Origin of the sequence: Mycobacterium sp. E1747, assembly GCF_001667775.1 — a bacterium.
Taxonomy (GTDB): domain Bacteria; phylum Actinomycetota; class Actinomycetes; order Mycobacteriales; family Mycobacteriaceae; genus Mycobacterium.
In genome coordinates this window covers 48018-69772 of record NZ_LZJI01000128.1, presented here as the reverse complement: position 1 = coordinate 69772, position 21755 = coordinate 48018, and the positions used below count along the sequence as shown (strand labels likewise).

The window sequence follows — 21755 nt, the reverse complement described above, 5'->3', positions numbered from 1 at the left end:
AATCGGTGTCCTGGCATCGGGAACGAAGTGATGGGCGACCTGGGTGAATGCATGTGCAACCAGCGCCTCGCCATGTGGCTTCCACACTTGCGCGACGTCAAAACCGTCATCGAGCAAGTGTCCCAACAACTCCAGCGCAAACGGCCGGTCACATGGGTATACCTGCGATGTTTGCGACATTCGGTCGTTGACCAAGGCCTGCTCGCCGGTATAAATGGCGAACTGAGGGGCACCGAAGGCGCCGAAGTTTTCGTCCTGGTCGTTCCCGATGATGATCAGTAGGTCGGGCTCCAGGTCCGCCAACCGCTGCCGGATCAGGTTCTGTACCGCCTCGATCTTGGCGAACCGCCGGGCCGCGTCCTCGAAGTCCTCCTGCTCGTAACCGTCCGGGCCAGGCGGAGGCTCGGATCCGATGCGGTCTGCGTAGATCCCGCGCAGCAACGTACGGGTGCTCTCCCATTCGTCGGGCCCCATCAAGGCAGTGGCATGACTCGTTGCGAAACCAGCAAGCGCGTGCGCCATCGAGCTACCCTCCTGTCGCGATCTTGAGTGCGGTCTCCGAAAGCGGCGAGGGCCGTCTAGTGCGACCCCTTCAATGCATAGAACTATGCGTGACCCTGCTTGGTCATAGCTGGTGTCAACTGGCGGAACCGATCTCGCGGCAGCTGGGCGGCCCCCTGGCAGTGCTGGGCGTCGGCCGGTCAAGTGTCGCCGGCGCTCCGATAACGCCGCGACCTGCGACGTCGACCTATGTCGACAGCCTGACTGAGCAACCCAGCACGTGGCGGGACGCATATTCCTGCTCGGACATCGACACACACCGATCCACCCGTGTTCTCGTTAACTCGAAAAGCCGATAAGCTCAAACGAGTTTGGCAACGTTACCGCTTTGGTGTGCGCCGCAGGATTGGGCGCTGCGCCGTGCCGGTCTCTCCGACGAAGTGAGGATGACCAATACCTCGAATCGACACCCACCACCATCTGATCCCGCCCGAGTACGGAAGACTTCTGCATAAGTCGGGTAGGGAGGTTTCCGGGCGCGTCCACCAGGATTGGAATCCGGAATTCGCACTCGAGATGATGGCTCAGCTAGGTATCGGCACTGCGATCCTTTCGGTATCCGCGCCAGGCACCACCATAGTTTCCCATCGGTCTGATGCCGCCGCCTTGGCTCGCGACATCAATGACTACACCGCGGACCTTGTCAAGCAGAGGCCTGAACGATTTGGGTTCTTTGCGACCGTGCCCATGCCACATATCGACGAGTCCGTCGCCGAAATCGTCCGCGCTTTGGATGAGTTGCATGCCGACGGCATCGTGCTGCTGGCCAATTCGGCCGGAATCTACTTGGGTCAACCAGGCCAGGACGAAGTATTCGAGGCGCTCGACGCGCGGTCCGCGGTGGTGTTGGTGCATCCCGCCGAGTTGCCCGGACCAGCTATGCCCGACATACCGCCGTTCGTCGCGGACTTCCTTCTGGACACCACCCGGGCAACATACTTGTTGGTGCGCAACCTGATCCGGTTTCGTTATCCGAACATTCGGTTCATCTTGTCGCACGCCGGCGGCTTCGTGCCCTACGCCGCGCATCGTCTCGCGATAGCCATCCTGGGCGACACTCGTCGAAATCCTCTGGATACGCTCGACGAATTCTCCAGCTTTTATTTCGACACGTCGCTGTCCTCGAGCCCTGCCGCGCTGCCAAATCTCCTGGCGTTCGCCAATCCCGGCCACATCACCTTCGGATCCGACATCCCGCTGTGCAGCTTGACGGCCAGCCAATACTTCGCCGAGGGTCTGGATTCCTTTCCCGGGTTGGACGACATCACCCGTGACGGCATCAACCACGTCAATGCCTTGGCGCTGCTGCCCAGGCTGAGCATGCAGCCACAGTGGGCATCGGTCACCGCGGGTCAGCAAAGTATCGCGCCTTAATACCCGAGCGCTGCCTCGCAGCGCCGAATTTCCCGCTTGACGTGTCGGAGGCGTCGTCACTTAGTTGTTCTCGAGTAATTGGCGGTACCGCATCAACAACGCCGGCGCGCTTATGGCAGCGACCGCTACCAGTGAATGTCCCGCGTAATAGCCGGCCAGCAGCTTGCGGGGCGGCGGAGCCTGCGGATCCGCCGGCTCTTCACCGTGCAGAAGTTCCACGCGGTTGGCCAGCCGCGGCCGGCCGAGCAGTTGGACCCTGCGGCCGTATTGATCGGACCAAAAGTAGGGCAGCAGCGGTCGTGTTCGCTCCCGGTGGGCACCGGCAAGGTCGCGCATCAAGCCGCGGGCCACGATGGGCGCCTGCTCGACGGCGGTGTTCCAGTGCTCGAAGCGCACCGGCCCGACTTCGGGGTCGTCCTGCCAGGACGCGACATCGCCCAGCGCATATACATGACCGAATGCGGTGGCCATGCCCTGTACGCGACCGGCGCCGTCGCAAGTGATACCTGTCGCCCAGCAGCCCGCCGGTCGGGCACCTGCCAGCCATTCGGTGTCCACCTTCGATCCGATCCCGACAACTGCAATGTCAGCCGATCGACATGATCCGTCGGTCAGCCTTACCGTCACTGCGTCCGTGTCGTCGTCGACCGCGTGCACGCCGCGACCGGTCAACAGCGCTACGCCGTAGCGGTTGGCCATGCGCCCGACGATGCCGCCGACGAGTGGGCCAAGGCTGCGCTCGTACGGCACCTTGAGCGCCTCGACGATGGTGACCTCCAGTCCGCGGTCGCGGGCTGCAGTTGCCACCTCGGCACCAATGAAACCGGCCCCGATCACCAATAGGCTGCGCGCGGTAGCCATCGCCGAGCGTAGTGCCATCGCGTCGTCGAACGTGCGCAACAGGTGGGCGCGAGGGTGCCCCGACAGCGCCGGCAATGTACGGGCGCGCACCCCGGTGGCGATAACGAGCGCGTCGTACCGGAGTTGCTCGCCGCATTCAGTCACGACGGCTCCGGGCCGCAGCGCCCTGGCCGCGACGCCACAGCGCAGGTCGATCTCAAGGGATTCGGCGGTGCTGCCGCTCCGCTCGAGGACTTCGGGCGCAGGGTCAACGTCGGTCTTGAGGAGCCGCTTCGACAGCGGGGGACGGTCGTAGGGTGGATAGTTCTCCTCGCATACGATGGTGAGCTTTCCGGCGAATCCCGCGGCACGCAATTCTTCTGCGGTGCGCCAGCCGGCCAAACCGCCGCCGACAATCACGACTTGCATGTGGTCAGTCATGCCGCGCTCGTCAGCGGTCCAGGAGGTCGGCAAGTGCGGTTCCGATCGGATAGCCGAGTTCGGCGCGCCGCGCCCGGTAGGCGTCCACGCCACGCAGCTTGACTTCCTCGTATCCGCGTACCAGTTCGGCGGTAGCAGCGATGGTGGCCGCGAGCTCATCACCGTGTTGCGGCAAATCTTGTTGTAGCTGGTCAATCAGCGCGATGTAGTCGTCGATGAGTGCTCGCTCGATTCGGCGGATACGCGTATACCCGAAGGGATCAAAGCAGGTTCCGCGCAAGAAGCGCCCCTTCGCAAGCCCACGCAACGCGGGCCGCCACATCGGGCCAAGTCGGATCTTATGGCCCATGCCAGCTTCCCGCAGGGTGGGCGGATGCAGATTGAACGAAATGCGCCGAGCGCCCGGGACCTGCGCCAATATTGCGCGTAGCTCTTCGCGATCGGTGAGCAGCCGAGCGACCTCGTATTCGTCTTTGTAAGCCATGAACCGGTGCAAGCCACGGGCGACGGCACAGCTCAGTGCGCTGCCCTCACCGGCGAGACGCTCGGCTTGTGCGACAGCTTCCACCAATTCGATGAAGCGGAGCGCGGCACCCGACCCGGAATGGGCACACAGTTGTGCAGCGAGAATGCCTGCCACGCGCCGGGTCTCGCCCTTCAGGCTGGTTTCAGCGACCCACCGCTCGGTATCAACGGTCGTGGCAGATTGGGCCGATGATTGGCGCGTGGCCGCACCGAAAGCGGCGGGGTCGGCGACGGCTACTCGACCCCATCGGAAGGCGGCAATATTGGCCGCCACCGCCACACCGTTAATCGTGATGGCCGACTCGATCGCAGCGGCCGACACCGGCAGCAGGCCGTGTTGGTATGCCGCGCCCACGACCAACAGGTTTGCCACGTCGGTTGCGCCGAAGAGCGCTCGCGCGGCATCCAGGGCGTCGAATGAGATGAGTCGGCTGCAAGCGGTCGAGAGACGCCCCAGCAACTGGGACTCACTGGGATACGGAATGGCGGGGTCGTGCACCATGATCCCGGTCGGGGTGCGACTGGTGGAGACGACGGCGACGGTGCTCGCGGGATCGCAACGCCGAAGGTTGGTGGGTTCGGCCGCGACCATGAGATCGAAGACCAAGTAGCAATCGGCCCCACCCTCGCTGAGGCGGTTGGCGGGTTCGCGCTGGCCGGCCGACAATCGAAGGTGTGATGTGACTGGCCCGGCCTTTTGCGATAACCCCGTTTGATCCAGACCGGCCGATTGCAGTCCCTGCTGCAACGCCGCCGTGGCCAGCACCTGGTTCACCGTGACGATGCCGGTGCCACCGATGCCAGCCAGATAGATGTCGTATGAGGAACTGACCACTGGCAGCTGGGGCTCGGGTACTGCCGGCGGCGGGGACCACGGTGTAGCGGCCGATGCAACGCTTGGGTCGACGTCGACGGTAACGAAGGACGGGCAGTCGCCGGCCAAGCACGAGAAGTCAACGTTGCAAGAGGATTGGTCGATGCGAGTTTTGCGGCCCAGTTCGGTGTCGACCGGCTGCACCGACAAGCAGTTGCTTTTCGCCCCACAGTCGCCACAGCCCTCGCAGACCGCTTCGTTGATGACGACGCGTTGGGTGATGGGCGGCAGTTTTCCACGCTTGCGCAGGCGCCGCGCTTCGGCGGCGCAGCGCTGGTCGTAGATGATCACCGTCACTCCGACCATGTTGCGCAGTAACCGCTGCGCCTCATCAAGCCGGTCGCGGTGCCATACCAGCACGCCCGGGGCAAAGCACTTGTTGCGCGCTCTACGTCCGCCGTACCGGCGGGGATCATCGGCGCACACGATAATACGCGTTACGCCCTCGGCGTGAAGCTTGCGAGTCAGTGTGGGCACATCGAGTGCGCCCTGCGCGTCCTGCGCACCGGTCATCGCGACCGCAGAGTTGTACAAAATCTTGTATGTGATGTTCACCCCCGCAGCGATGCAGGCCTGAATCGCTAGCTGCCCGGAATGGAAATAGGTTCCGTCACCGAGGTTTTGGAAGATATGTCCGATGTCGCTGAATGGGCTTTGCCCAATCCATTGGGCGCCTTCGCCGCCCATCTGAGTCAGCGACGTCACTTGAGACGTCTCCCGGGGGACGATCGTCACCATGGTGTGACACCCGATCCCGCCGCCTGCGACCGACCCTTCGGGCACGGTCGTAGAGCGGTTGTGCGGACATCCACTGCAGAAGTAGGGAATACGGGACGTCGGGATCAAAGAAACGAGGGGCAGTCGCTTTGCCGGCGCCGCGAGTTCAACTCTGTCACGCAGCACGCGGCGCAGCGGCCCGGCTAGGCGGTCTGCCGTCAGCGCGCCAGTGGCCGGGACTAGGCATTCGCCGCTGCTGTCCCGTTTCCCATACACCCGTGGGGCGTTGGGGGTGTCGTAGAGGAGATCTCGTATTTGGGTTTCGACGAATGCGATCTTCTCCTCTACAACCACCAATTCGCTCAGGCCACTGGCGAACTGGCGGAACGGGACGTCGCTAAGCGGGTATGGCATACCAATGCGCAATAACCGTATGCCGGCTCGCCTCAACGAGTCATCGTCAAGCCCGAGTTCCAGTAAGGCCTGACGAGTGTGATCGAAGGACGTGCCCACGGCCGCAATGCCCAGCCGGGCATCTGGGGCATCGACCTCCACCCGGTCGAAGGCGTTGAGGGCAGCGAACTGTCGGACCATCTCCCATCGCGGTCCGAGCAAGTCCGCTTCGGCGAGCAGACTGTCGCTGGGCACTTGCATCACACGTTGCCGGTAGGTCCACGGCCGGCCTTGCCAGGAAATCCTGGGCCGCTCAACTGTCAACGCGGCGAAATCGTTGTCGACGCTCCAGAGACCGTCTGCGACGTCGGCGACAACCTTCATGCCGACCCAGCACCCCGACGCGCGCGACAGCTCAATTCCGTACAGCCCGAAGGTGATGAGCTCCTCGCTGTTTCGTGGAAAAAGGACCGGCATGCCCAGGGCCGCCAACGTCCTTTCCGTCGCGCAGGGCACCGTAGACGATTTGGCGCCGGGATCATCGCCGACCAAGACCAGAACCCCGCCGTTCGGATCCGCGCCGTACAAATTGCCGTGCCGCAGCACGTCGCCGGAGCGGTCGGCGCCTGGCCCCTTGCCGTACCACACACCGACTACGCCGTCACACCTGCGGGTGCCCGCGGGCAGCGCGGACTGGCTGCCCCAAACGGCCGTTGCGGCAAGCTCTTCGTTGAGGCCCGGGACGAAACGCATCCCGTGGTGGCTCGCGAGCTCAGGTGCTTCCGCAAGGGCCTTATCGATCCCGGCGAACGGACTACCCGGGTACCCAGACACCAAGCTGGCTGTGTGGCGACCGGCCCGAACGTCGCGCACATGCTGTTCCACCAAGAGACGGGGCACGGCTTGCAAACCGGTCAGGACGACAGCACCTTCGCCTGGTCGAAACCGCTGATCCAAGGTGTATGCCCTGAGCTCTACACCGGCGGACTCTGAGGTGGTCGTCATTGGCCGAGCCGGAGACTCATCAACATGAAATGGTATTTTTTGTTAGGACCTCATAACGCGCAACAATTCGCGCAATAACCGAGCAATATGTATAGCTGCGGTGTAGAGACTTGATGGGAGTGAGGCGGGATGACAACCATCGACGAGCTGGATGCGGACCTGGTATCGGCGCTATCGGAGGATCCGCGCAAGAGCGTCATGGAGCTGGCACATCGATTGCGGGTGTCACGCAATACCATTCACGCTCGCCTATCGCGGCTGTCGGCCGCAGGAATCGTGGTCGGATACAGCGTTCGCGTCGGGATGGTCGATGTGGGCGTTCCGGTCGAAGCATTCGTGGACATCGAGCTTGCGCAGGGCGCGCTGCAAGCCGTGATCGACGCCCTGGGCATGATGCCCAATGTTCTGGAGGTGCACGTGACAACGGGGCGCGCAGATCTTATGGTGCGCATCGCCGCTCGCACTCACGAAGAGCTGCAGCACCTGATCCAGGAGATGTACGACATCGAAGGTGTGAACCGGACGACAACGCACATTGCGTTGTCGACACCGGTGCCCTACCGAGTCGGCCCATTGCTCAAGCGCCTCACCCGAGCGGCGGGGCGCGGTCGATCGGGCGGCTAGCGATGACACCCAGATGATCTTGCTGGGGGAGGCCGTTCAGGCATCCGGAACTGCTGTGGACATGGGAACCGGCACAAGTTCACGATGAGATACCGCCGGACAGTCTTACGGCGGGCAAGACGAGTGTTCAGTAACCGATTGGTCGTGAATTGTGACTACTGAAGCCAGGGGCAGGCTGCTCGCGGACGAGGTTGTTCCCGGGCTCAAACTTGACGAGGTTGGCTTCGGCGGGGTCGATATCGACGCCGCGTGCGCCGTCCTGCGTCGCGAAGCGCCGGTGGCCTGGTATGGGCCGGGGCGGTTCTGGAGCGTCGTTCGATACGAGGACGTCAAGTCCGTCTCCGAGCGGCCTAAGACATTCTCCTCGGCACGCGGCGTGATGATGGGCGACCAACTCGATGAGGACCGGCTCGCCCGAGCAGGCAGCGCATCGGGGGAGAACCTGATCGAGCTTGATCCACCCCGGCATATGGAGGTCCGCCGCGTGCTGAGCTCGGCGTTTACCCGGCCCTCCGTCGCGCGCCTTGAGTCGCGCGTCCGCGAGATCGTTGATGAGGTGCTCTCGTCATTGGACGACACACATCCGCTGGATCTGGTGGCATCGTTCGTCGCACCCATCCCGATTCGCCTGATCGCCGAGCTTCTCGGGGCCCCTGCGCAGGATTGGCCGTCGTTCAAGCTGTGGAGCGAGGCCATGGTGGAACTGATCCAGCCCGACACCACTCCGGAGCGGGCCGCGGTCGCAGGCGCGCATTTGGGCGCCATGAACGTCTACCTGGCCGAACTGCTAGCCGAGAAGCGCGCAAGCCCCGCCGACGACCTCATCAGCCTCATGATGCACTCCGACATTCACGGAGACCGACTCTCAGCCGAGACCGTTCACACGATGTGCGTGGCTCTCCTGGTGGCCGGCAACGAGACCACGCGAAGCCTGCTGGCCGGCGGGGCCTACCTTCTTGCACAACATCAAGACCAACGACAGCGCCTCGTTGCCGAGCCTGCCAACATTCCGGCCGCTGTCGAAGAGTGTCTGCGGGTCGTCTCGCCCGTCACCGCCTTCATCCGTACCGCCACCGAGGACACCGCGATCGCCGGCCAGCCCATCGCGGCCGGAGATTGTGTTGCCATGTTCTATCGCAGCGCCAATCGCGACGAGACAGTGTGGCCGGACCCGCTCGCTTTTGACGCCTTCCGGCCGCTGCATAAGGGAAACCTCACATTTGGGTGGGGTGAACACGTCTGTCTCGGTGCGCATCTCGCACGGCTGGAGGCACGCATTGCCTTCGGCGAACTGCTCCGCCGGTACCCGAACTACCAGATATGCGACGACGTCCGGGATTTGGTCACACCAACCATCAGCACGGTGATGGAGCTTCCCGTCGTATTGCGCTGATCGGCATACACACCGCACCCGCGCGACCGGGTGTCACGGCTGGATTGACGAAAAGTAAGCGCTAATCGGGCACCACCGTGCCGTGAGGAGCCAACGCCATGGTGACGGCATTCGGTTCAATCATGCGGAACGCATGTGGACACACCTAAGAGCAGCCGGTCAACATAACGTTGTACCGGAGCTGCTCGCGGACAGCGCCTTTCGGAATTGCGACTGACTCCGTAGCGTCGAGCCGATACGAGAGGGGTGACGACATGGACCCAGTGCCTGACTATGATGCCAGCGACGAACTTGAGTACGCCACGTCGTGGTTCGCCTGGATCCTCAGGGGCGTCTATCCACCGCCCGCGTATCCGGCCAACTAGCCGAGACAGCCCGAATCGACCACTCCCTCATGACTTTTAACGGCTGGTATCACCGAGTTGGAACGAGTCTGGCACGCATGGCGGTCACGGTGCTTGTCGGGGTAGCTGGGGGTTGGTTATCACCGGTGGTGCGAGCTGCTCCAGGTGTAGAACAGCTGATGGTGCCGTCTGCGGCGATGGGCCGGGATATCCCGGTGACGTTTCTGTCGGGCGGCCCCCATGTCGTGTATCTGCTCGACGCCTTCAATGCCGGGGAGACAGTCAGTAACTGGGTGACCGCGGGCAATGCGATGAATGCTCTTGGTGGTAAGGGTGTTTCAATCGTCGCGCCGGCCGGAGGCGCCTACAGTCTTTACACCAATTGGGAGCAGGACGGCAGCAAGCAGTGGGAGAGCTTCATCGCGGAGGAACTACCGAACTGGCTTGCGGCCAACAAGGGATCAGCACCCTTCGGCCATGCGATCATCGGTGCTTCACAGGGCGGCACAGCGGCGATGACACTGGCGGAGTTCCATCCGGATCGATTTCGCTACGCCGGTTCGATGTCGGGATTCCTCACCCCGGGGAACACCACTCTCAACGGCGCGATCACCGCGGGCATGATGAGATTCGGTGGGGTCGATACCAATAACATGTGGGGCGCCGCGCAGCTTGGCCGGTGGAAATGGCGCGACCCAGACGCCCATGTCCAGCTGTTGGCCGACAACAATACTCGCCTGTGGGTGTTCAGTCCCGGGACACTGACCGCCAGTGATCCGGCCGCGATGATCGGATACCCCGATCAGGCGCAGGGCAGCAATCGGGTCTTCTTCGCCCACTATCGCCAAGTTGGCGGGCAGAACGGGCATTTCGACTTCCCCACGAGCGGCGATCATGGATGGTCGAGCTGGGGTCCACAGCTGGCTGCCATGTCGGGAGATGTGGTCTCGTCGATCAGGTAGCTACGCCAGCAACCCGTTTGTGTTGCGCTACAGCAAGAGTCGCGCCTGTTATGCGAAGAATTCTTACCGAGATCGGGATATGAGGAGGAACACATCGATGTATCAGGTCGTGCGCGGTGTGATCTCGCGAGCCAAGGCTCAACCAGTCGAATTGGTTGACATAGTGATACCTGATCCGGGCCCGGGTGAGGTCGTCGTGGACATAGCGGCATGCGGCGTATGTCATACCGACCTCACCTACCGGGACGGTGGTATCACCGACGACTATCCGTTTCTACTCGGCCACGAAGCCGCCGGGACTGTGGAGTCCGTCGGGAGCGGTGTCACGCGGGTGGCCCCAGGGGATTTTGTGGTGCTGAATTGGCGCGCCGTTTGCGGCAATTGCCGGGCCTGCCGTCGCGGACGGCCATGGTATTGCTTCGAGAGCCATAACGCGAAGCAGAAGATGACACTCGCGGATGGCACCCAGTTGGCGCCAGCGCTTGGCATTGGGGCTTTCGCTGACAAAACGCTGGTGGCCGAGGGGCAATGCACCAAGGTTGACCCGGCTGGTGACCCGGCGGTGGTCGGGTTGCTTGGCTGCGGCGTGATGGCAGGTTTAGGCGCCGCGGTCAACACCGGTGGAGTCACCCGCGACGATACGGTCGCCGTGATTGGCTGCGGCGGCGTCGGCGACGCGGCGATCGCTGGCGCGCGGCTGGTCGGTGCCAAGCGAATCATCGCGATTGACACCGATGACAGGAAATTGGAGTGGGCGAAGGATTTCGGTGCCACGGAGATCATCAATGCGAGCCATGGCGACGTGCTGGAAGCCATCGAGGACCTGACTGAGGGGTTCGGCGTCGATATAGTTATCGACGCCGTCGGCCGGCCCGAGACTTGGAAACAGGCTTTCTACGCAAGGGATCTGGCAGGCACGGTTGTTCTGGTTGGGGTTCCTACTCCGGATATGCGCCTTGAGATACCACTTCTCGATTTCTTTTCACGCGGCGGGACGCTGAAGTCGTCTTGGTACGGTGACTGCCTACCCGAACGAGACTTTCCGACGCTGGTTGATCTGTACCTGCAGGGTCGGCTACCGCTGGAGCGCTTCGTCAGCGAGCGGATCGGGATCGATGACGTCGAAAAGGCCTTCGAGAAGATGCACTCCGGTGAAGTGCTTCGGTCGGTGGTGATCCTCTAGATGGCCCACATCGAGCGGGTGGTGACCCATGGCACGTTCGCGCTCGACGGCGGCAACTGGGAAGTCGAGAACAACGTCTGGCTGCTCGGCGACGACTCCGACGTCGTCGTGATCGATGCCGCGCACACGGCAGCGCCCATCATCGAGGCGGTACGTGGACGCAATGTCGTGGCAGTCGTGTGCACCCATGGACACAACGATCATGTGACCGTCGCACCTGAACTCGGTCAGTTCTTCGGTGCCCCGGTCATGATGCACTCGGGTGATCAGGTGCTGTGGGAGATGACCCACCAGAACACCGATTTTGAGCCCCTCGCCCCCGACTCTGTCCTCAGTGTTGGCGGCATCGAGTTGCGCGCGGTGCACACTCCCGGTCACTCACCGGGCTCGACGTGCCTGTACGCGCCCGAGCTCAGCGCACTATTCAGCGGCGACACCCTGTTTCACGGCGGCCCCGGTGCGACTGGCCGTTCCTACTCCGACTTTCCCACCATCGTGGTCTCGATAACTCAACGCCTTGGTTCGCTTCCGGAAGAAACTGTCGTCTACACCGGCCACGGCCGCAGCACCACCATCGGAGCTGAACTTGCACACTGTGATCAGTGGATGCCTCCGCATGTAAAACGCGAGTTTTATTGCCGAGCAACTCAATTAGCACCCAAGAGGAGACGGTGATGGCCGTCCCCATGCCGCGGCTGCGTAGTTACGAAGTAACCGACGGCCGTATTTTCGCGTGTTGAGCCGCCATGGGTGAGATCGATTACGGGCGCGACCTTGGCGTCGACTGGGTCGATGTGTCCGCCGAGCCACACCACGTCGAGCAGTTTCGCATCCGCGGCGTCAGGGTTTATGAGGTAACCATCGCACCTGGGAACTCAACACTGTTTCACCGCCACCACCGCGACACCATCTACATAAGAACCACGACCGGCCGGTCCAGATCGGACGAGCCCGGACATCAGCTGATGCAAGCCGTGTTGGGACGCTCGACAGGGGTTGCAACCCGTGCGCGTCTTCGGGCCGGTCGCAGGCTCTCGCGAGGATGGGTTCAGATCCCTGTCGGCACAGTCCTACTGCAACCACACCACAGCTTGCCCTTAATCCACCGGGTCATCGCGCACCCATCGAATCAATGCCCCCTACGCATCATCGGGGTCGAGCTAGAGCGCGACTATCTGTTACCCCAACCTTTGCCTGAGACCAGAGAACTACGGGCAGAAGCCGAACCGGGACGGTGGCCGGCGTATCGACTGCGCCTACGTCCGCACGCTCAAACACGGCTGGCACTGCGCGGCGGCGGTGTCTTGGTTGTGGTTTCCGGCACTGCGTCACTGCCCGACGCGCAGGGCCGTGTAATCGAATCGGGCCACTCTTACTGGCTCGCAACCGATTTTGCGACGGTTCGCCCATTGGGTGACCAAGGACTGAATGCGGTCGTGATAGCGACGTGATTCCGATGTCCCGCGGCGGTCGAGTCCGTGCCCGGCCAGAGCCCGAACCCGCCGGCAACTCACCGCTGCGGCGGCCTGGAGGCGGAATGAGTGCGGAATACGTCTATGACGTGGTGCGGCACTACAACTTCCGCACGTTGCGGCGGCCAGCCATGTCGATAAGGCCTGCGGCGGTGTCACTCAGGGACGAAAGATCCGCCCCAACAGCCAAACATATGCGAGCTACAGCCCTCGTTGCGACGAGGCGTCAATCGCGTCGATTTCGATTCATCGCGGTGCTGACGCCAGTGCCGCGTACGGCGTGCGTGAAAGGAGGCAAAACAAAATGGCACGTCACCGTCTGATTCACCACACCAAGAAACCCGACCTGGCGTACAGATCGCGTATGAGCTTGGCCGTTCGGCCGCTGTACCGTCTTGGTCTCGGGTCGGTGAGCCAGCGCGTTCTTCGCGTGGCGCGAACGCCGGCGTTGACCGTTGCAACGGTAACCCCCGTGGTACTTGCTGGTGCCGTTGGTGCTGCGGCTCCGCAAATCCCCACGCCCAATACGGCTTTGCGTGGCACGGTGATTTCTCCGGCGGCGCACGTTAGCGCCGCCGAGGATACGCGCCGGGGCCCCGCCGTGGTCCCGCTCGCCCATCCTCCGAACAGCTTTCATCTTGCCGCGCCAGCCTTCGCGGCTCCGTCAGCGAGTCCGTTGGTAAATTCGGGTGGTGCACTGGGTATTCCGGCGATCGCACTGTCGGCCTACCGTATTGCGGAAGAACGGATGGCGGTCGAGTCCCCCGGCTGTGGCCTTAGCTGGAACTTGCTGGCCGGCATTGGGCGCATCGAGTCGGGCCACGCGGGCGGCGGCGCCGTTGACGCACGCGGTACCGCGGTCGTTCCCATTTACGGACCCGCACTTGATGGCACGCTGCCCGGAAACGAGGTGATCCTGCAGAGTAGCGTCGGCGGCCGCTCTACCTACGTCCGCGCGATGGGTCCGATGCAGTTCTTGCCCGGCACCTGGGCGCGGTACGCCTCGGACGGCGAGGGCAATCACACAGCGGATCCGCAAAACCTATTCGACGCCACGCTCGCGGCTGCGCGGTACTTGTGCGCAGGCGGCCTCGACCTTCGCGATCCGAGGCAGGTGATGGCGGCGATTCTGCGCTACAACAACTCGATGCCATATGCCCAGAATGTGCTGGGTTGGGCGGCGGCTTATGCGACCGGCGTTGTCCCGGTCGAACTGCCGCCGATCAGCGGGCCGCCGCCACCGCTCGGGGATGCACACGACCAGCATCCTGAGGGGTTAGGCCCCGGACTCCCGATGAATATCAGTGGGCTGCCCGCCGACGATCCGCTGGCGCGGATACCGCTGGTTGAATTCGTCCCAACTCAGGTCCTTGGTCAGCCGCCGACGTCCCCATGGACGGTGCCCGACAAGCAGGTACCGGCGCAGACGCAACAGCCTGGATGCACGCTCATTTGCATCGGAAGTCAGGATCCGCTGTCTCCACCGCGGCCGCCCCCGGTTACCTTGCCGGCGCCCGGCGCTCCGCAGTGAGCAGCGGCAAACGTTCCGCCAGCACCTTCGACGAGCCCACCATCGGCCGCCGATTCGCCCGTGGGTGCCTACTGCGGCGCGAAGAATGCCTACGGATACCGCAGCGGCGCACAGGGGTTGTCCGGCGCTCTGGCATGGGTGTCAGTGACTGCGCGATACCGTGAGTGCGTGGCGGTGCGCAGGCAGCTTGACTTGGTCAGTGGACCGCTACTGATCGAGGACGCCGGGGCCGTTCTGAGGGCACGCGGTGTTGTCTACGGGAGCGCCGAGCGATTCGCCGTAGCAGCACCCGTTTCACCGCACACCGAACTTCGCGACGCCACCGAACGCGGACCCATTTGTCCTCAGCTGCCATCGCGACTGGAGTCGGTCACCGGACCGATCACCGAGGGTCTCACCAGCAGCGAGCAGTGTCTGGTGCTGACGATTACCGCCCCGCGCGATGGCCAACGACTCCCGGTCATGGTGTGGTTTCACGGCGGGGCCTACATGTCGGGAAGCGGAGAGGCTCCGAAATACGATCCCAGCGCGCTAGCCCGCGAGGGGCGCGTTGTTGTCGTCGCAGTGAGCTACCGACTTGGCATCTTCGGCTACCTCAACCCTGTCCCCGACGGCGAACTCAACCTCGGTCTGCGGGATCAGATCCTGGCGCTGCAGTGGGTTCACCGCAACATCGCGCCCTTCGGTGGTGACCCGCAACGGATGACCATTTTTGGGCAGTCTTCTGGTGCCGACTCCGTGTTCTCACTCATCCTTTCCGATGAGGCCGCCGGCCTGTTCCAGCGCGCTATTTTGCAAAGCGCCCCTTTGGGTTTGCGTGGCGGAAGATCGGAGATGACAGCGGCAATCCGACGGGCGGCCACCGTCTCACTAGGTTCGGTGGCCCCCGGTGACGCTAGCGCCGAACAGCTCTTGGCGGCCCAAGCGGCCGCGGCTACCGCAGCACAGCGATTCGGACCGCGCGGGAGTTTTCCCTTCGCACCCATCGCAGGCGTCTACCCGATGCCGCACCAGCATGACGAACATCGCATCCTTGCGCGACGTGCACCCGAAATCGACATACTCATCGGCTACACGCGAAGGGACGCAGCACCTTTCGTAGCGATGAACCCGCAAGCACAGAAAATCCGACGGCTAGGACCGCCAGGTAAAGCCACGTTCGATCTGTTGACCGTTGCCTTGACGCAGCGGATATTCGCAAAGCCTGCACGGCAGTTGGCCAGAATGTGGAGGGCTCACGGCGGGGCCGCGGTAACGTTCCGGGTGGACTGGGCGCCACCGGGAGCGCCCTTCGGGCCGTGCCACTGTATGGACCTGCCGCTGCTGTTCGCTACTCCGCAACTGTGGGCCGACGCGCCAATGCTGGGTACCTCAGGTGGTCACTTCGACAGCGCGCTAGCTCAACGCACACGTGCCTGGTGGGCAGCATTCGCCCACGACGGCACGGCCGCCCTTGAAGGTTCCAACGTGCGCATCTGACCTGCTGCGCATGGCTGACTGCAAACCTGGTCAACACCAGAGAGATTTAGACACCGGTGCTCGTCCCGCGGGATATCCGAGGCCGCGTCGTTTTGTCGGGGGTCAAACGGCTGCCGAGCCTTAGGTGGTGGCGTTACGCTCTGCGCATCGGTGAATGGATTCGAGTTAGTCATGGGACATCTTCAGCGTTTAATCAGTGCATTCGTTGCGGCCCTCGCGTTGCTGACGGCCATCGGCAGCTTCACCGGCTTACCGACTGTGTCTGCCGATCCGATCTGCGGGACGCCGGGGACGCCGCCGTGCGCGGGACCCAGTCCATTGACCCCAGAACAGCAGTGCGCCCTGATCGCATGGCGAACCATGACGCCGTGCAACTGGCTTGGGATGCAGGTGCCCGCAGGCACGCCGGGGAGTTGGGATAACCCGCCCGCGCCGCCGCCCCCTCCTGCGCCACCGCCGCCGTGATCAACCGTTAGCGCGAACACCCGCAGAGCCGCGTTATGGTGCGAACCGCCATGTGGGGGCATCGGAAATATCCAGGTGTACGAGCGCACCGAATTCGCTGACCTGCGCTCTCGCTTCGGGGATAGCCAGCTTCACTGGTGACCGCGTCTGCCTGCCCCGACATGGATTCGCACTCAAAGCGCTGAAGCACTAGTTTTCCTGACGTGATGTCCTCAGCTGCTCATGCCCTCGCGCGGTGGACCATTTTCTTCCTGGCTGTCGCGGCCGTTGCCTGGCTGGGTATGTCCGCCGTCCCCTTGCATCGCACCGCCCCGGCGGTCCGATTGGCCAGCGATGGCAACCCGCTGGCCGGCGCGCCGTTCTACGTCAATCCCAATTCGGCGGCCATGCGGGCCGCCCAGAGCGCCGATCCGCCGAGTGCCGAGTTGACAGCGATCGCCAACACGCCGCAGGCCTACTGGATTGTCCCGGGCGGTTCGGCGGCAACGGTCGGGAAGTACGTCGGTGACGCGAACGCTGCGGGCGCCATCCCGGTGCTGACGATTTACGGGATCCCGCACCGCGACTGTGGCAGCTTCGCCGCGGGCGGCATGGGGTCCGGCGCAGACTACCGGGGCTGGATCGATGGCATCGCAGCTGGCGTCGGCGCCTCGCGGGTGGCGATCATCGTCGAGCCCGACGCGCTTGCCATGGCCGACTGCTTGTCAGGGGATCAGCGCCAGGAGCGCTACGACCTGGTCCGGTACGCCGTCGACACGCTGACCCGTGACCCGGCCGCGGCCGTCTACGTCGACGCGGGGCACTTGCGCTGGCATAGCGCGGAGGACATGGCGGGCCGGCTCAACCAAGCCGGGGTGGGACACGCGCGTGGTTTCAGCGTCAACACGGCCAACTTCTTCACTACCGAGGACGAAATCGGTTATGGGGAGGCCATTTCGAGCCTCACGAATGGTTCGCACTACGTGGTCGACACTTCGCGCAACGGGGCCGGACCGGCCCCCGACTCAGGGCTCAACTGGTGCAACCCGGGCGGCCGCGCGCTGGGCACCCCGCCGACCACCGCGACCGCCGGCGCGCACGCCGACGCTTACCTGTGGATCAAACGCCCCGGCGAATCCGACGGAACATGCGACAAGGGCGATCCGCCTGCCGGCACCTTCGTCAGCCAGTACGCCATCGATCTCGCACACCGCGCGGGGCAGTAGTCGAGGCGTTCTGTCGAGCGCCAGAAGCGTTCGTGCGGTAAGAACGTGCGTACACGAAAGCCCTGCCAAGCAGCGAGCGGCATTCGACCGGCTTCGACGAGAAGGCTTGAGTTATGCCCGCATGGAGACACCGCAGCGCCACAACCGAGAGCAGCGGGACGACCGACACCAGCCGCAGCGTCGGCGTAGAAATCGAAGTGGAGGTCACCGAACCGGCGGTGCTGGACTTCCAGGTCGCGGTCAGCCGGCAGCCGGGCATCGATGTGAGCGAGTCCCTCCGTATCAAGCGAGACGGAAAGGCGCTGGAACCGCGAGAGATCATCGGTCCGCATCAGTCGCGCATCCATGTCGTGGCGGCCGACAAAGGAACGGTCACGGTGTCGTACTCGGCAACGGTCACCGGACAGGCGCACCCCGCGCCGGTGACCGACATCGACGCCATCACGTATCTGCGCCCGAGTAGATACGCCGAAGCTGACAAGTTCTTCGGTTTCGCCGCAACAGAATTCGAGGAGTACGCCACGTCGGCGACGTTGCTGGAGAAAGTCTCGTCGTGGGTCGGCACCCGGCTCAGCTACGTCCCGGGATCCAGCGATCCGATTGACGGGGCCACCGACACACTGCTCGCGGGCGCTGGTGTGTGCCGTGACTACGCCCACCTGGTGATCGCGCTGTTGCGCGCGGTCAACGTCCCGGCGCGACTGGTCGCGGTGTACGCGCCCGGGTGCCATCCGATGGATTTTCACGCCGTGGCCGAGGCATTGATCGACGGTGTGTGGCGCGTCGTGGACGCGACCTGCCTGGCGCCTCGACAGTCGATGGTGCGGATCGCCACGGGCCGCGATGCCGCCGACACCGCATTTCTCGACAACCACGGGGGCGCCATTACCGTGCAGAACATGACCGTCACCGCGGTCGTCGACGGCGAGCTGCCTAGGGACTCGGTCGAGCAACTCGTCAGTCTCGGGTAGCGGCTCGTAGCCGCCGGCATTCAGCGGAAGCGGATGTCCGCCGTCGCCAGCCCGAAGATCTTCCTACCACCGGACTTTGCGACCACGATGACCACACCGGCGCGGGTGACCGGGTCCAGCGACTTGATCCGGCCGCTGTATTCGATGTCTGCACCGTCGGTGGCCGACACGATCGCGGGTTGGGCCAGCCGCACCGCGTAGCGGCTCACCGCGCCGGGGTCGCCCGACCACGCGGAGATGAAGGCGGCGCCCAAACCCATGGTGAGCATTCCGTGGGCTATCACGTCGGGTTGGCCTGCCAGCTTGGCCACGTTCTCGTCCCAGTGCAGCGGGTTGGCATCGCCGGCGACGCCCGAATAGTTCACCAGGTCGCCGCGTGACAACCGGGCGTGGTGCACCGGTAGCTCGTCGCCGACTTTGAGGTCATCGAAGCACGGAGTGCCCGGGATGCGCTCCGCGCCGCCTCGGGCGATTCGAACGTTGCTCGCCGGGCGTACAGCCTTCCGGTAGGCCGCTTCGGAGGTGTCGATTCCGGCGAGGTTCACGTCGTGCATCACCACGTTCTTCGCGGCCACCAGCATCGCCGGATCGACATCGTCCGCGGTGACGCCGACGACGGTGGTGTGCATGGTGTGCACCCGCTCGCCGGCGGAGTCGGTGAACGTGTTGGTCACGGTGATCAGGTCACGTCCCGCGACCCGGCGGACGGATGAGAGTTCGACATCGGTGTGCAATTCGTCGCCCGCCACGATCGGCCGGTGCTGCTCGAAGACTTCTTCGGTCTGCAGGTACATGTCATAACCGACGACGACCGATTCGAACAGGTGGCGATTGGCAACCATGCCGGGGATCGACGTGAACGTCAGCGGCGCCACCAACCCCGAATAGCCCAGCTCTGCGGCGGCAGCGATGTCCCAGTGCGCGGAGTGGTAGTCCTGTACGGCTCGGGCATACTCCCGCACCTTCTCCCCGGACACCCGGTACGGTTCGTCGACCTGGTAGTAGTGGCCCACCCGCGATTCGAGCGTTGGCGTTTCGGCTGGTGCGGTCATGAATTGCTCAACTTTTCTATCGACCGGTTCGGTGCGGCCGACCAAGGCACCCTAGCGCCCAGACGCCCGCGACCATCGACGCGGGCGTCGGCGAGCCGCTGCGAATGGGTAGCGGGCGCCGGGCCGCCGGTGCGCATCTGCCCACGTAATGTCGATGGCCATGACCATTTATGCCTTGAATCTCTTCGATGTGGCTGACGCCGACGAGTACCGCGCATACTCGCGACGGTCACCCGCCGAGGTGGCCAAGCATGGTGGTCGCGTCGTGGCGCTCGGCAGCTTCCAGCAGGCGATCGTCGGCGACATCGAGCCTCGTCAGGTGCTGATCTTGGTGGAGTGGGAATCTCGGGACGCCTTCGACAGCTACTGCAACGACCCCGGACTCGCCGACCTGCACCCGCACCGCGAGAACGGATCGTCGAAATACATCTGGCACCTGTTCGACCGTCTCGACGATCTCAGGTCCGTGCTGAGTCGGTGAGCGTGGGTGGACCTGCTGCGCCGGCTCGGCCGGCTCAGATCTTGAGGTAGCCCTTGTCGGCGGGGATTTGGGCGGCGGTCACCAACCGAGGGGTCCAATGCGGGCCTTTATATACGGAATACCGCCTAGCGCGAGCTCTCGTCGGGGAGGTCACGCCGGGACTGGTGCAGTCCCGGCGCGTCCGAGTCCTCGTGCTGGTGTTCCAGCTGCTCCTGCAACTTGCGCTGTTCCTCGGTCGCCTGTCGGGCGTCCTCGGGAGCGGCTGGCGGGTCGAAATTCACCTGCTGGTCCACGTGGATCTCCTCTGACTGTCTGCGATGCTCCAGTCAGGATCTCCCGAATGCCAGGCATCGAAACGTGGCCGTCCGTTCGTGCCGGCTAGCCCAGATGCGCCGACAGCAGCCAGGCCCCAATCGACCTGCGGCCGTCGCCCTCGTCCCGAATGTCGACACCCGCGAAGGCCTGGAAGCCTTCCGCGACGCTGTCGGGCACGTTGGCGTGAATGCGGGCCGGCCGGATCTGGTCGACCACCCAATACTTCGAGACCACGTCTCGCAGCTCGTCCTCGGTGACCGCATTGACCGGGCCGTCGGCCGGCATGCCCGCGCGGTCGAACACCAGCACAAAGTACGACGCACCGGGGGCGGCGGCCCGCACGATGGACTGTTGGTAGCCCTCGCGTAGCTCGACAGGCATCGAGTGGAAAAGCGTGGAGTCCACGATCGTCCCGAAGCGACCGTCGTAGCCGCCGAAGGAGCTGATGTCGGCGAGGTCGAAGGTCGCGTTGGCAAGGCCGCGCCGGGCGGCCTTTTCGCGCGCCAACTTGATGGCGGTCGGCGACTGGTCGAGGCCCACCGTGGTGAAGCCACGCTCGGCGAGGAACAACGACACCGCCGCCTCCCCGCAGCCGGCATCGAGCACGTCACCGTGGAACTTCCCGGCCTCGATGAGGGCCGCGATCTCCGGCTGCGGCTCGCCGATACTCCACGGCGGCCGACTGCCCACACCCATCTCGGGGGCCTCGCCTCGATAGGCGGATTCAAACATTTCCTGAGTCGGTTGAGACATGCATTGTTTATATCAACGGCACTGATATATGTCAACGGGATTGATACCCGGGGTGTGCGGGCTCATTCGAGAATGGCCGTCAGGTAGCCGAAGTGTTTGCCGAACGAGGCGAGCTCGTCATCGGGTACCGCCGTTGCGGTGGCTCCGACGCTGGAGGCCAGAGGTGTCGGCTTCGGCGCGGGCCGCCGCCAGGCTCCCCGCTGTCGTTCGTTAGATCGCTTTAAGCGATATGCCCACTGTGCGGTCCCTGAAGGGTGAGGGATGACTAAAACGCGACGACATGTTGAGATCGGGTATGGCTGACGACATCGAACTGAGCCCGCGGGACTGGGTGCGCGAGCAGACCGAACAAATCCTCAAGCAAGGCACCACCGACGGTGTCGAGATCTTCGATCGGCCCGTCGTCCTGCTAACCGTGACCGGAGCGAAATCCGGAAAGAAGCGGTATGTGCCGCTGATGCGCGTCGAAAACGACGGCCGTTACGCCATCGTCGCGTCGAAGGGCGGTGCACCCGAGCACCCGTTGTGGTACTTCAATCTGCGGGCCAACCCCGAGGTGACGCTGCAGGACGGCGACGGGGTCGTCGCGCTGAGGGCGCGCGAACTCGAGGGTGCTGAGCGCGAAGAATGGTGGCAGCGGGCGGTTCAGGCGTATCCGCCCTATGCCGAATACCAGACGAAGACCACGCGGCAGATACCGGTCTTCATCCTGGAGTAAATGGGCTGCCGCCCAGTCAATTTCGCGCGCGGCGCGCAGTGCCGCCCATTTTTTGGGCCCGACGAATATGCGCGGCA

The 21755-nt window shown here is 63.9% G+C and carries 17 protein-coding genes and 2 pseudogenes; 13 read left to right on the top strand and 6 right to left on the bottom strand.

Annotation, left to right across the window (positions count from 1 at the left end; genetic code table 11):
- Window positions 1-474 (bottom strand): annotated as a pseudogene (locus A5695_RS12915) (hypothetical protein); the annotation flags it as partial.
- A 480-nt stretch (window positions 475-954) separates the two neighbouring features.
- On the opposite strand from A5695_RS12915, the gene A5695_RS12910 reads away from it, so the two are divergent.
- Window positions 955-1935, top strand: a complete 981-nt coding sequence (locus A5695_RS12910) for an amidohydrolase family protein (protein WP_068082070.1) — start codon at window positions 955-957, stop codon at window positions 1933-1935.
- Window positions 1936-1995: 60 nt separating this feature from the next.
- Here A5695_RS12910 and A5695_RS12905 read toward each other — a convergent pair whose 3' ends face one another.
- Window positions 1996-3216, bottom strand: a complete 1221-nt coding sequence (locus A5695_RS12905) for an NAD(P)/FAD-dependent oxidoreductase (protein WP_068082107.1) — start codon at window positions 3214-3216, stop codon at window positions 1996-1998.
- A gap of 10 nt (window positions 3217-3226) precedes the next feature.
- Window positions 3227-6730 (bottom strand): indolepyruvate ferredoxin oxidoreductase family protein, encoded by a 3504-nt coding sequence (locus A5695_RS12900; protein ID WP_068082063.1) that lies wholly within the window; start codon window positions 6728-6730, stop codon window positions 3227-3229.
- A 129-nt stretch (window positions 6731-6859) separates the two neighbouring features.
- On the opposite strand from A5695_RS12900, the gene A5695_RS12895 reads away from it, so the two are divergent.
- The 10 genes and pseudogenes from A5695_RS12895 (at window position 6860) to A5695_RS12855 (ending at window position 18359) form a co-directional block, all read left to right on the top strand.
- Entirely contained in the window at window positions 6860-7354 is a 495-nt protein-coding gene (locus tag A5695_RS12895; protein WP_068082059.1) for an Lrp/AsnC family transcriptional regulator, read from the top strand.
- Between the two features lie 382 nt (window positions 7355-7736).
- Entirely contained in the window at window positions 7737-8747 is a 1011-nt protein-coding gene (locus A5695_RS12890) for a cytochrome P450 (protein ID WP_197515475.1), read from the top strand.
- 442 nt (window positions 8748-9189) lie between these two features.
- Complete coding sequence (locus A5695_RS12885) at window positions 9190-10053, top strand: alpha/beta hydrolase-fold protein (protein ID WP_082946046.1); 864 nt, start codon at window positions 9190-9192, stop codon at window positions 10051-10053.
- Between the two features lie 97 nt (window positions 10054-10150).
- Window positions 10151-11236 carry an S-(hydroxymethyl)mycothiol dehydrogenase gene (locus tag A5695_RS12880; RefSeq protein ID WP_068082054.1) on the top strand — a complete coding sequence of 362 codons (1086 nt, stop codon included), beginning with the start codon at window positions 10151-10153 and terminating at the stop codon, window positions 11234-11236.
- Entirely contained in the window at window positions 11237-11911 is a 675-nt protein-coding gene (locus A5695_RS12875; protein WP_082946045.1) for an MBL fold metallo-hydrolase, read from the top strand.
- A 1161-nt stretch (window positions 11912-13072) separates the two neighbouring features.
- Window positions 13073-14305 (top strand): annotated as a pseudogene (locus tag A5695_RS12870) (lytic transglycosylase domain-containing protein); the annotation flags it as partial.
- Window positions 14306-14407: 102 nt separating this feature from the next.
- Entirely contained in the window at window positions 14408-15718 is a 1311-nt protein-coding gene (locus A5695_RS12865) for a carboxylesterase family protein (RefSeq protein WP_231974807.1), read from the top strand.
- 171 nt (window positions 15719-15889) lie between these two features.
- Window positions 15890-16183, top strand: a complete 294-nt coding sequence (locus A5695_RS30255) for a hypothetical protein (RefSeq protein ID WP_082946043.1) — start codon at window positions 15890-15892, stop codon at window positions 16181-16183.
- Between the two features lie 203 nt (window positions 16184-16386).
- Window positions 16387-17388, top strand: coding sequence for a glycoside hydrolase family 6 protein (locus A5695_RS12860; protein WP_156749612.1), 1002 nt, complete (start codon window positions 16387-16389; stop codon window positions 17386-17388).
- Between the two features lie 113 nt (window positions 17389-17501).
- Window positions 17502-18359, top strand: coding sequence for a transglutaminase family protein (locus tag A5695_RS12855; protein ID WP_068082046.1), 858 nt, complete (start codon window positions 17502-17504; stop codon window positions 18357-18359).
- A 20-nt stretch (window positions 18360-18379) separates the two neighbouring features.
- On the opposite strand, the gene A5695_RS12850 is transcribed toward A5695_RS12855, so the two are convergent.
- Window positions 18380-19411, bottom strand: a complete 1032-nt coding sequence (locus A5695_RS12850; protein WP_068082098.1) for a fused (3R)-hydroxyacyl-ACP dehydratase subunits HadA/HadB — start codon at window positions 19409-19411, stop codon at window positions 18380-18382.
- Window positions 19412-19571: 160 nt separating this feature from the next.
- On the opposite strand from A5695_RS12850, the gene A5695_RS12845 reads away from it, so the two are divergent.
- On the top strand, window positions 19572-19892 hold the full coding sequence (locus A5695_RS12845; protein WP_197515474.1) for a DUF1330 domain-containing protein: 321 nt from the start codon (window positions 19572-19574) through the stop codon (window positions 19890-19892).
- 125 nt (window positions 19893-20017) lie between these two features.
- Here A5695_RS12845 and A5695_RS29050 read toward each other — a convergent pair whose 3' ends face one another.
- Window positions 20018-20185: a hypothetical protein gene (locus tag A5695_RS29050; protein WP_197515473.1), complete on the bottom strand. Its 168-nt coding sequence runs from the start codon at window positions 20183-20185 to the stop codon at window positions 20018-20020.
- An 85-nt stretch (window positions 20186-20270) separates the two neighbouring features.
- Complete coding sequence (locus tag A5695_RS12840; RefSeq protein ID WP_068082041.1) at window positions 20271-20960, bottom strand: class I SAM-dependent methyltransferase; 690 nt, start codon at window positions 20958-20960, stop codon at window positions 20271-20273.
- Between the two features lie 295 nt (window positions 20961-21255).
- On the opposite strand from A5695_RS12840, the gene A5695_RS12835 reads away from it, so the two are divergent.
- Complete coding sequence (locus A5695_RS12835; RefSeq protein ID WP_068082038.1) at window positions 21256-21678, top strand: nitroreductase family deazaflavin-dependent oxidoreductase; 423 nt, start codon at window positions 21256-21258, stop codon at window positions 21676-21678.
- Window positions 21679-21755: the final 77 nt, after the last annotated feature.

What these genes read in the sequence shown, in the direction of transcription:
- A5695_RS12880 (WP_068082054.1), top strand. Translation starts at nt 10,151, where the DNA reads ATGTATCAGGTCGTGCGCGGTGTGATCTCGCGAGCCAAGGCTCAACCA.
- A5695_RS12850 (WP_068082098.1), bottom strand. Translation starts at nt 19,411, where the DNA reads ATGACCGCACCAGCCGAAACGCCAACGCTCGAATCGCGGGTGGGCCAC.
- A5695_RS12895 (WP_068082059.1), top strand. Translation starts at nt 6,860, where the DNA reads ATGACAACCATCGACGAGCTGGATGCGGACCTGGTATCGGCGCTATCG.
- A5695_RS12890 (WP_197515475.1), top strand. Translation starts at nt 7,737, where the DNA reads ATGGGCGACCAACTCGATGAGGACCGGCTCGCCCGAGCAGGCAGCGCA.
- A5695_RS12905 (WP_068082107.1), bottom strand. Translation starts at nt 3,216, where the DNA reads ATGACTGACCACATGCAAGTCGTGATTGTCGGCGGCGGTTTGGCCGGC.
- A5695_RS12840 (WP_068082041.1), bottom strand. Translation starts at nt 20,960, where the DNA reads ATGTCTCAACCGACTCAGGAAATGTTTGAATCCGCCTATCGAGGCGAG.
- A5695_RS30255 (WP_082946043.1), top strand. Translation starts at nt 15,890, where the DNA reads ATGGGACATCTTCAGCGTTTAATCAGTGCATTCGTTGCGGCCCTCGCG.
- A5695_RS12885 (WP_082946046.1), top strand. Translation starts at nt 9,190, where the DNA reads ATGGCGGTCACGGTGCTTGTCGGGGTAGCTGGGGGTTGGTTATCACCG.
- A5695_RS12835 (WP_068082038.1), top strand. Translation starts at nt 21,256, where the DNA reads ATGGCTGACGACATCGAACTGAGCCCGCGGGACTGGGTGCGCGAGCAG.
- A5695_RS12845 (WP_197515474.1), top strand. Translation starts at nt 19,572, where the DNA reads ATGACCATTTATGCCTTGAATCTCTTCGATGTGGCTGACGCCGACGAG.
- A5695_RS12900 (WP_068082063.1), bottom strand. Translation starts at nt 6,730, where the DNA reads ATGACGACCACCTCAGAGTCCGCCGGTGTAGAGCTCAGGGCATACACC.
- A5695_RS12875 (WP_082946045.1), top strand. Translation starts at nt 11,237, where the DNA reads ATGGCCCACATCGAGCGGGTGGTGACCCATGGCACGTTCGCGCTCGAC.
- A5695_RS12855 (WP_068082046.1), top strand. Translation starts at nt 17,502, where the DNA reads ATGCCCGCATGGAGACACCGCAGCGCCACAACCGAGAGCAGCGGGACG.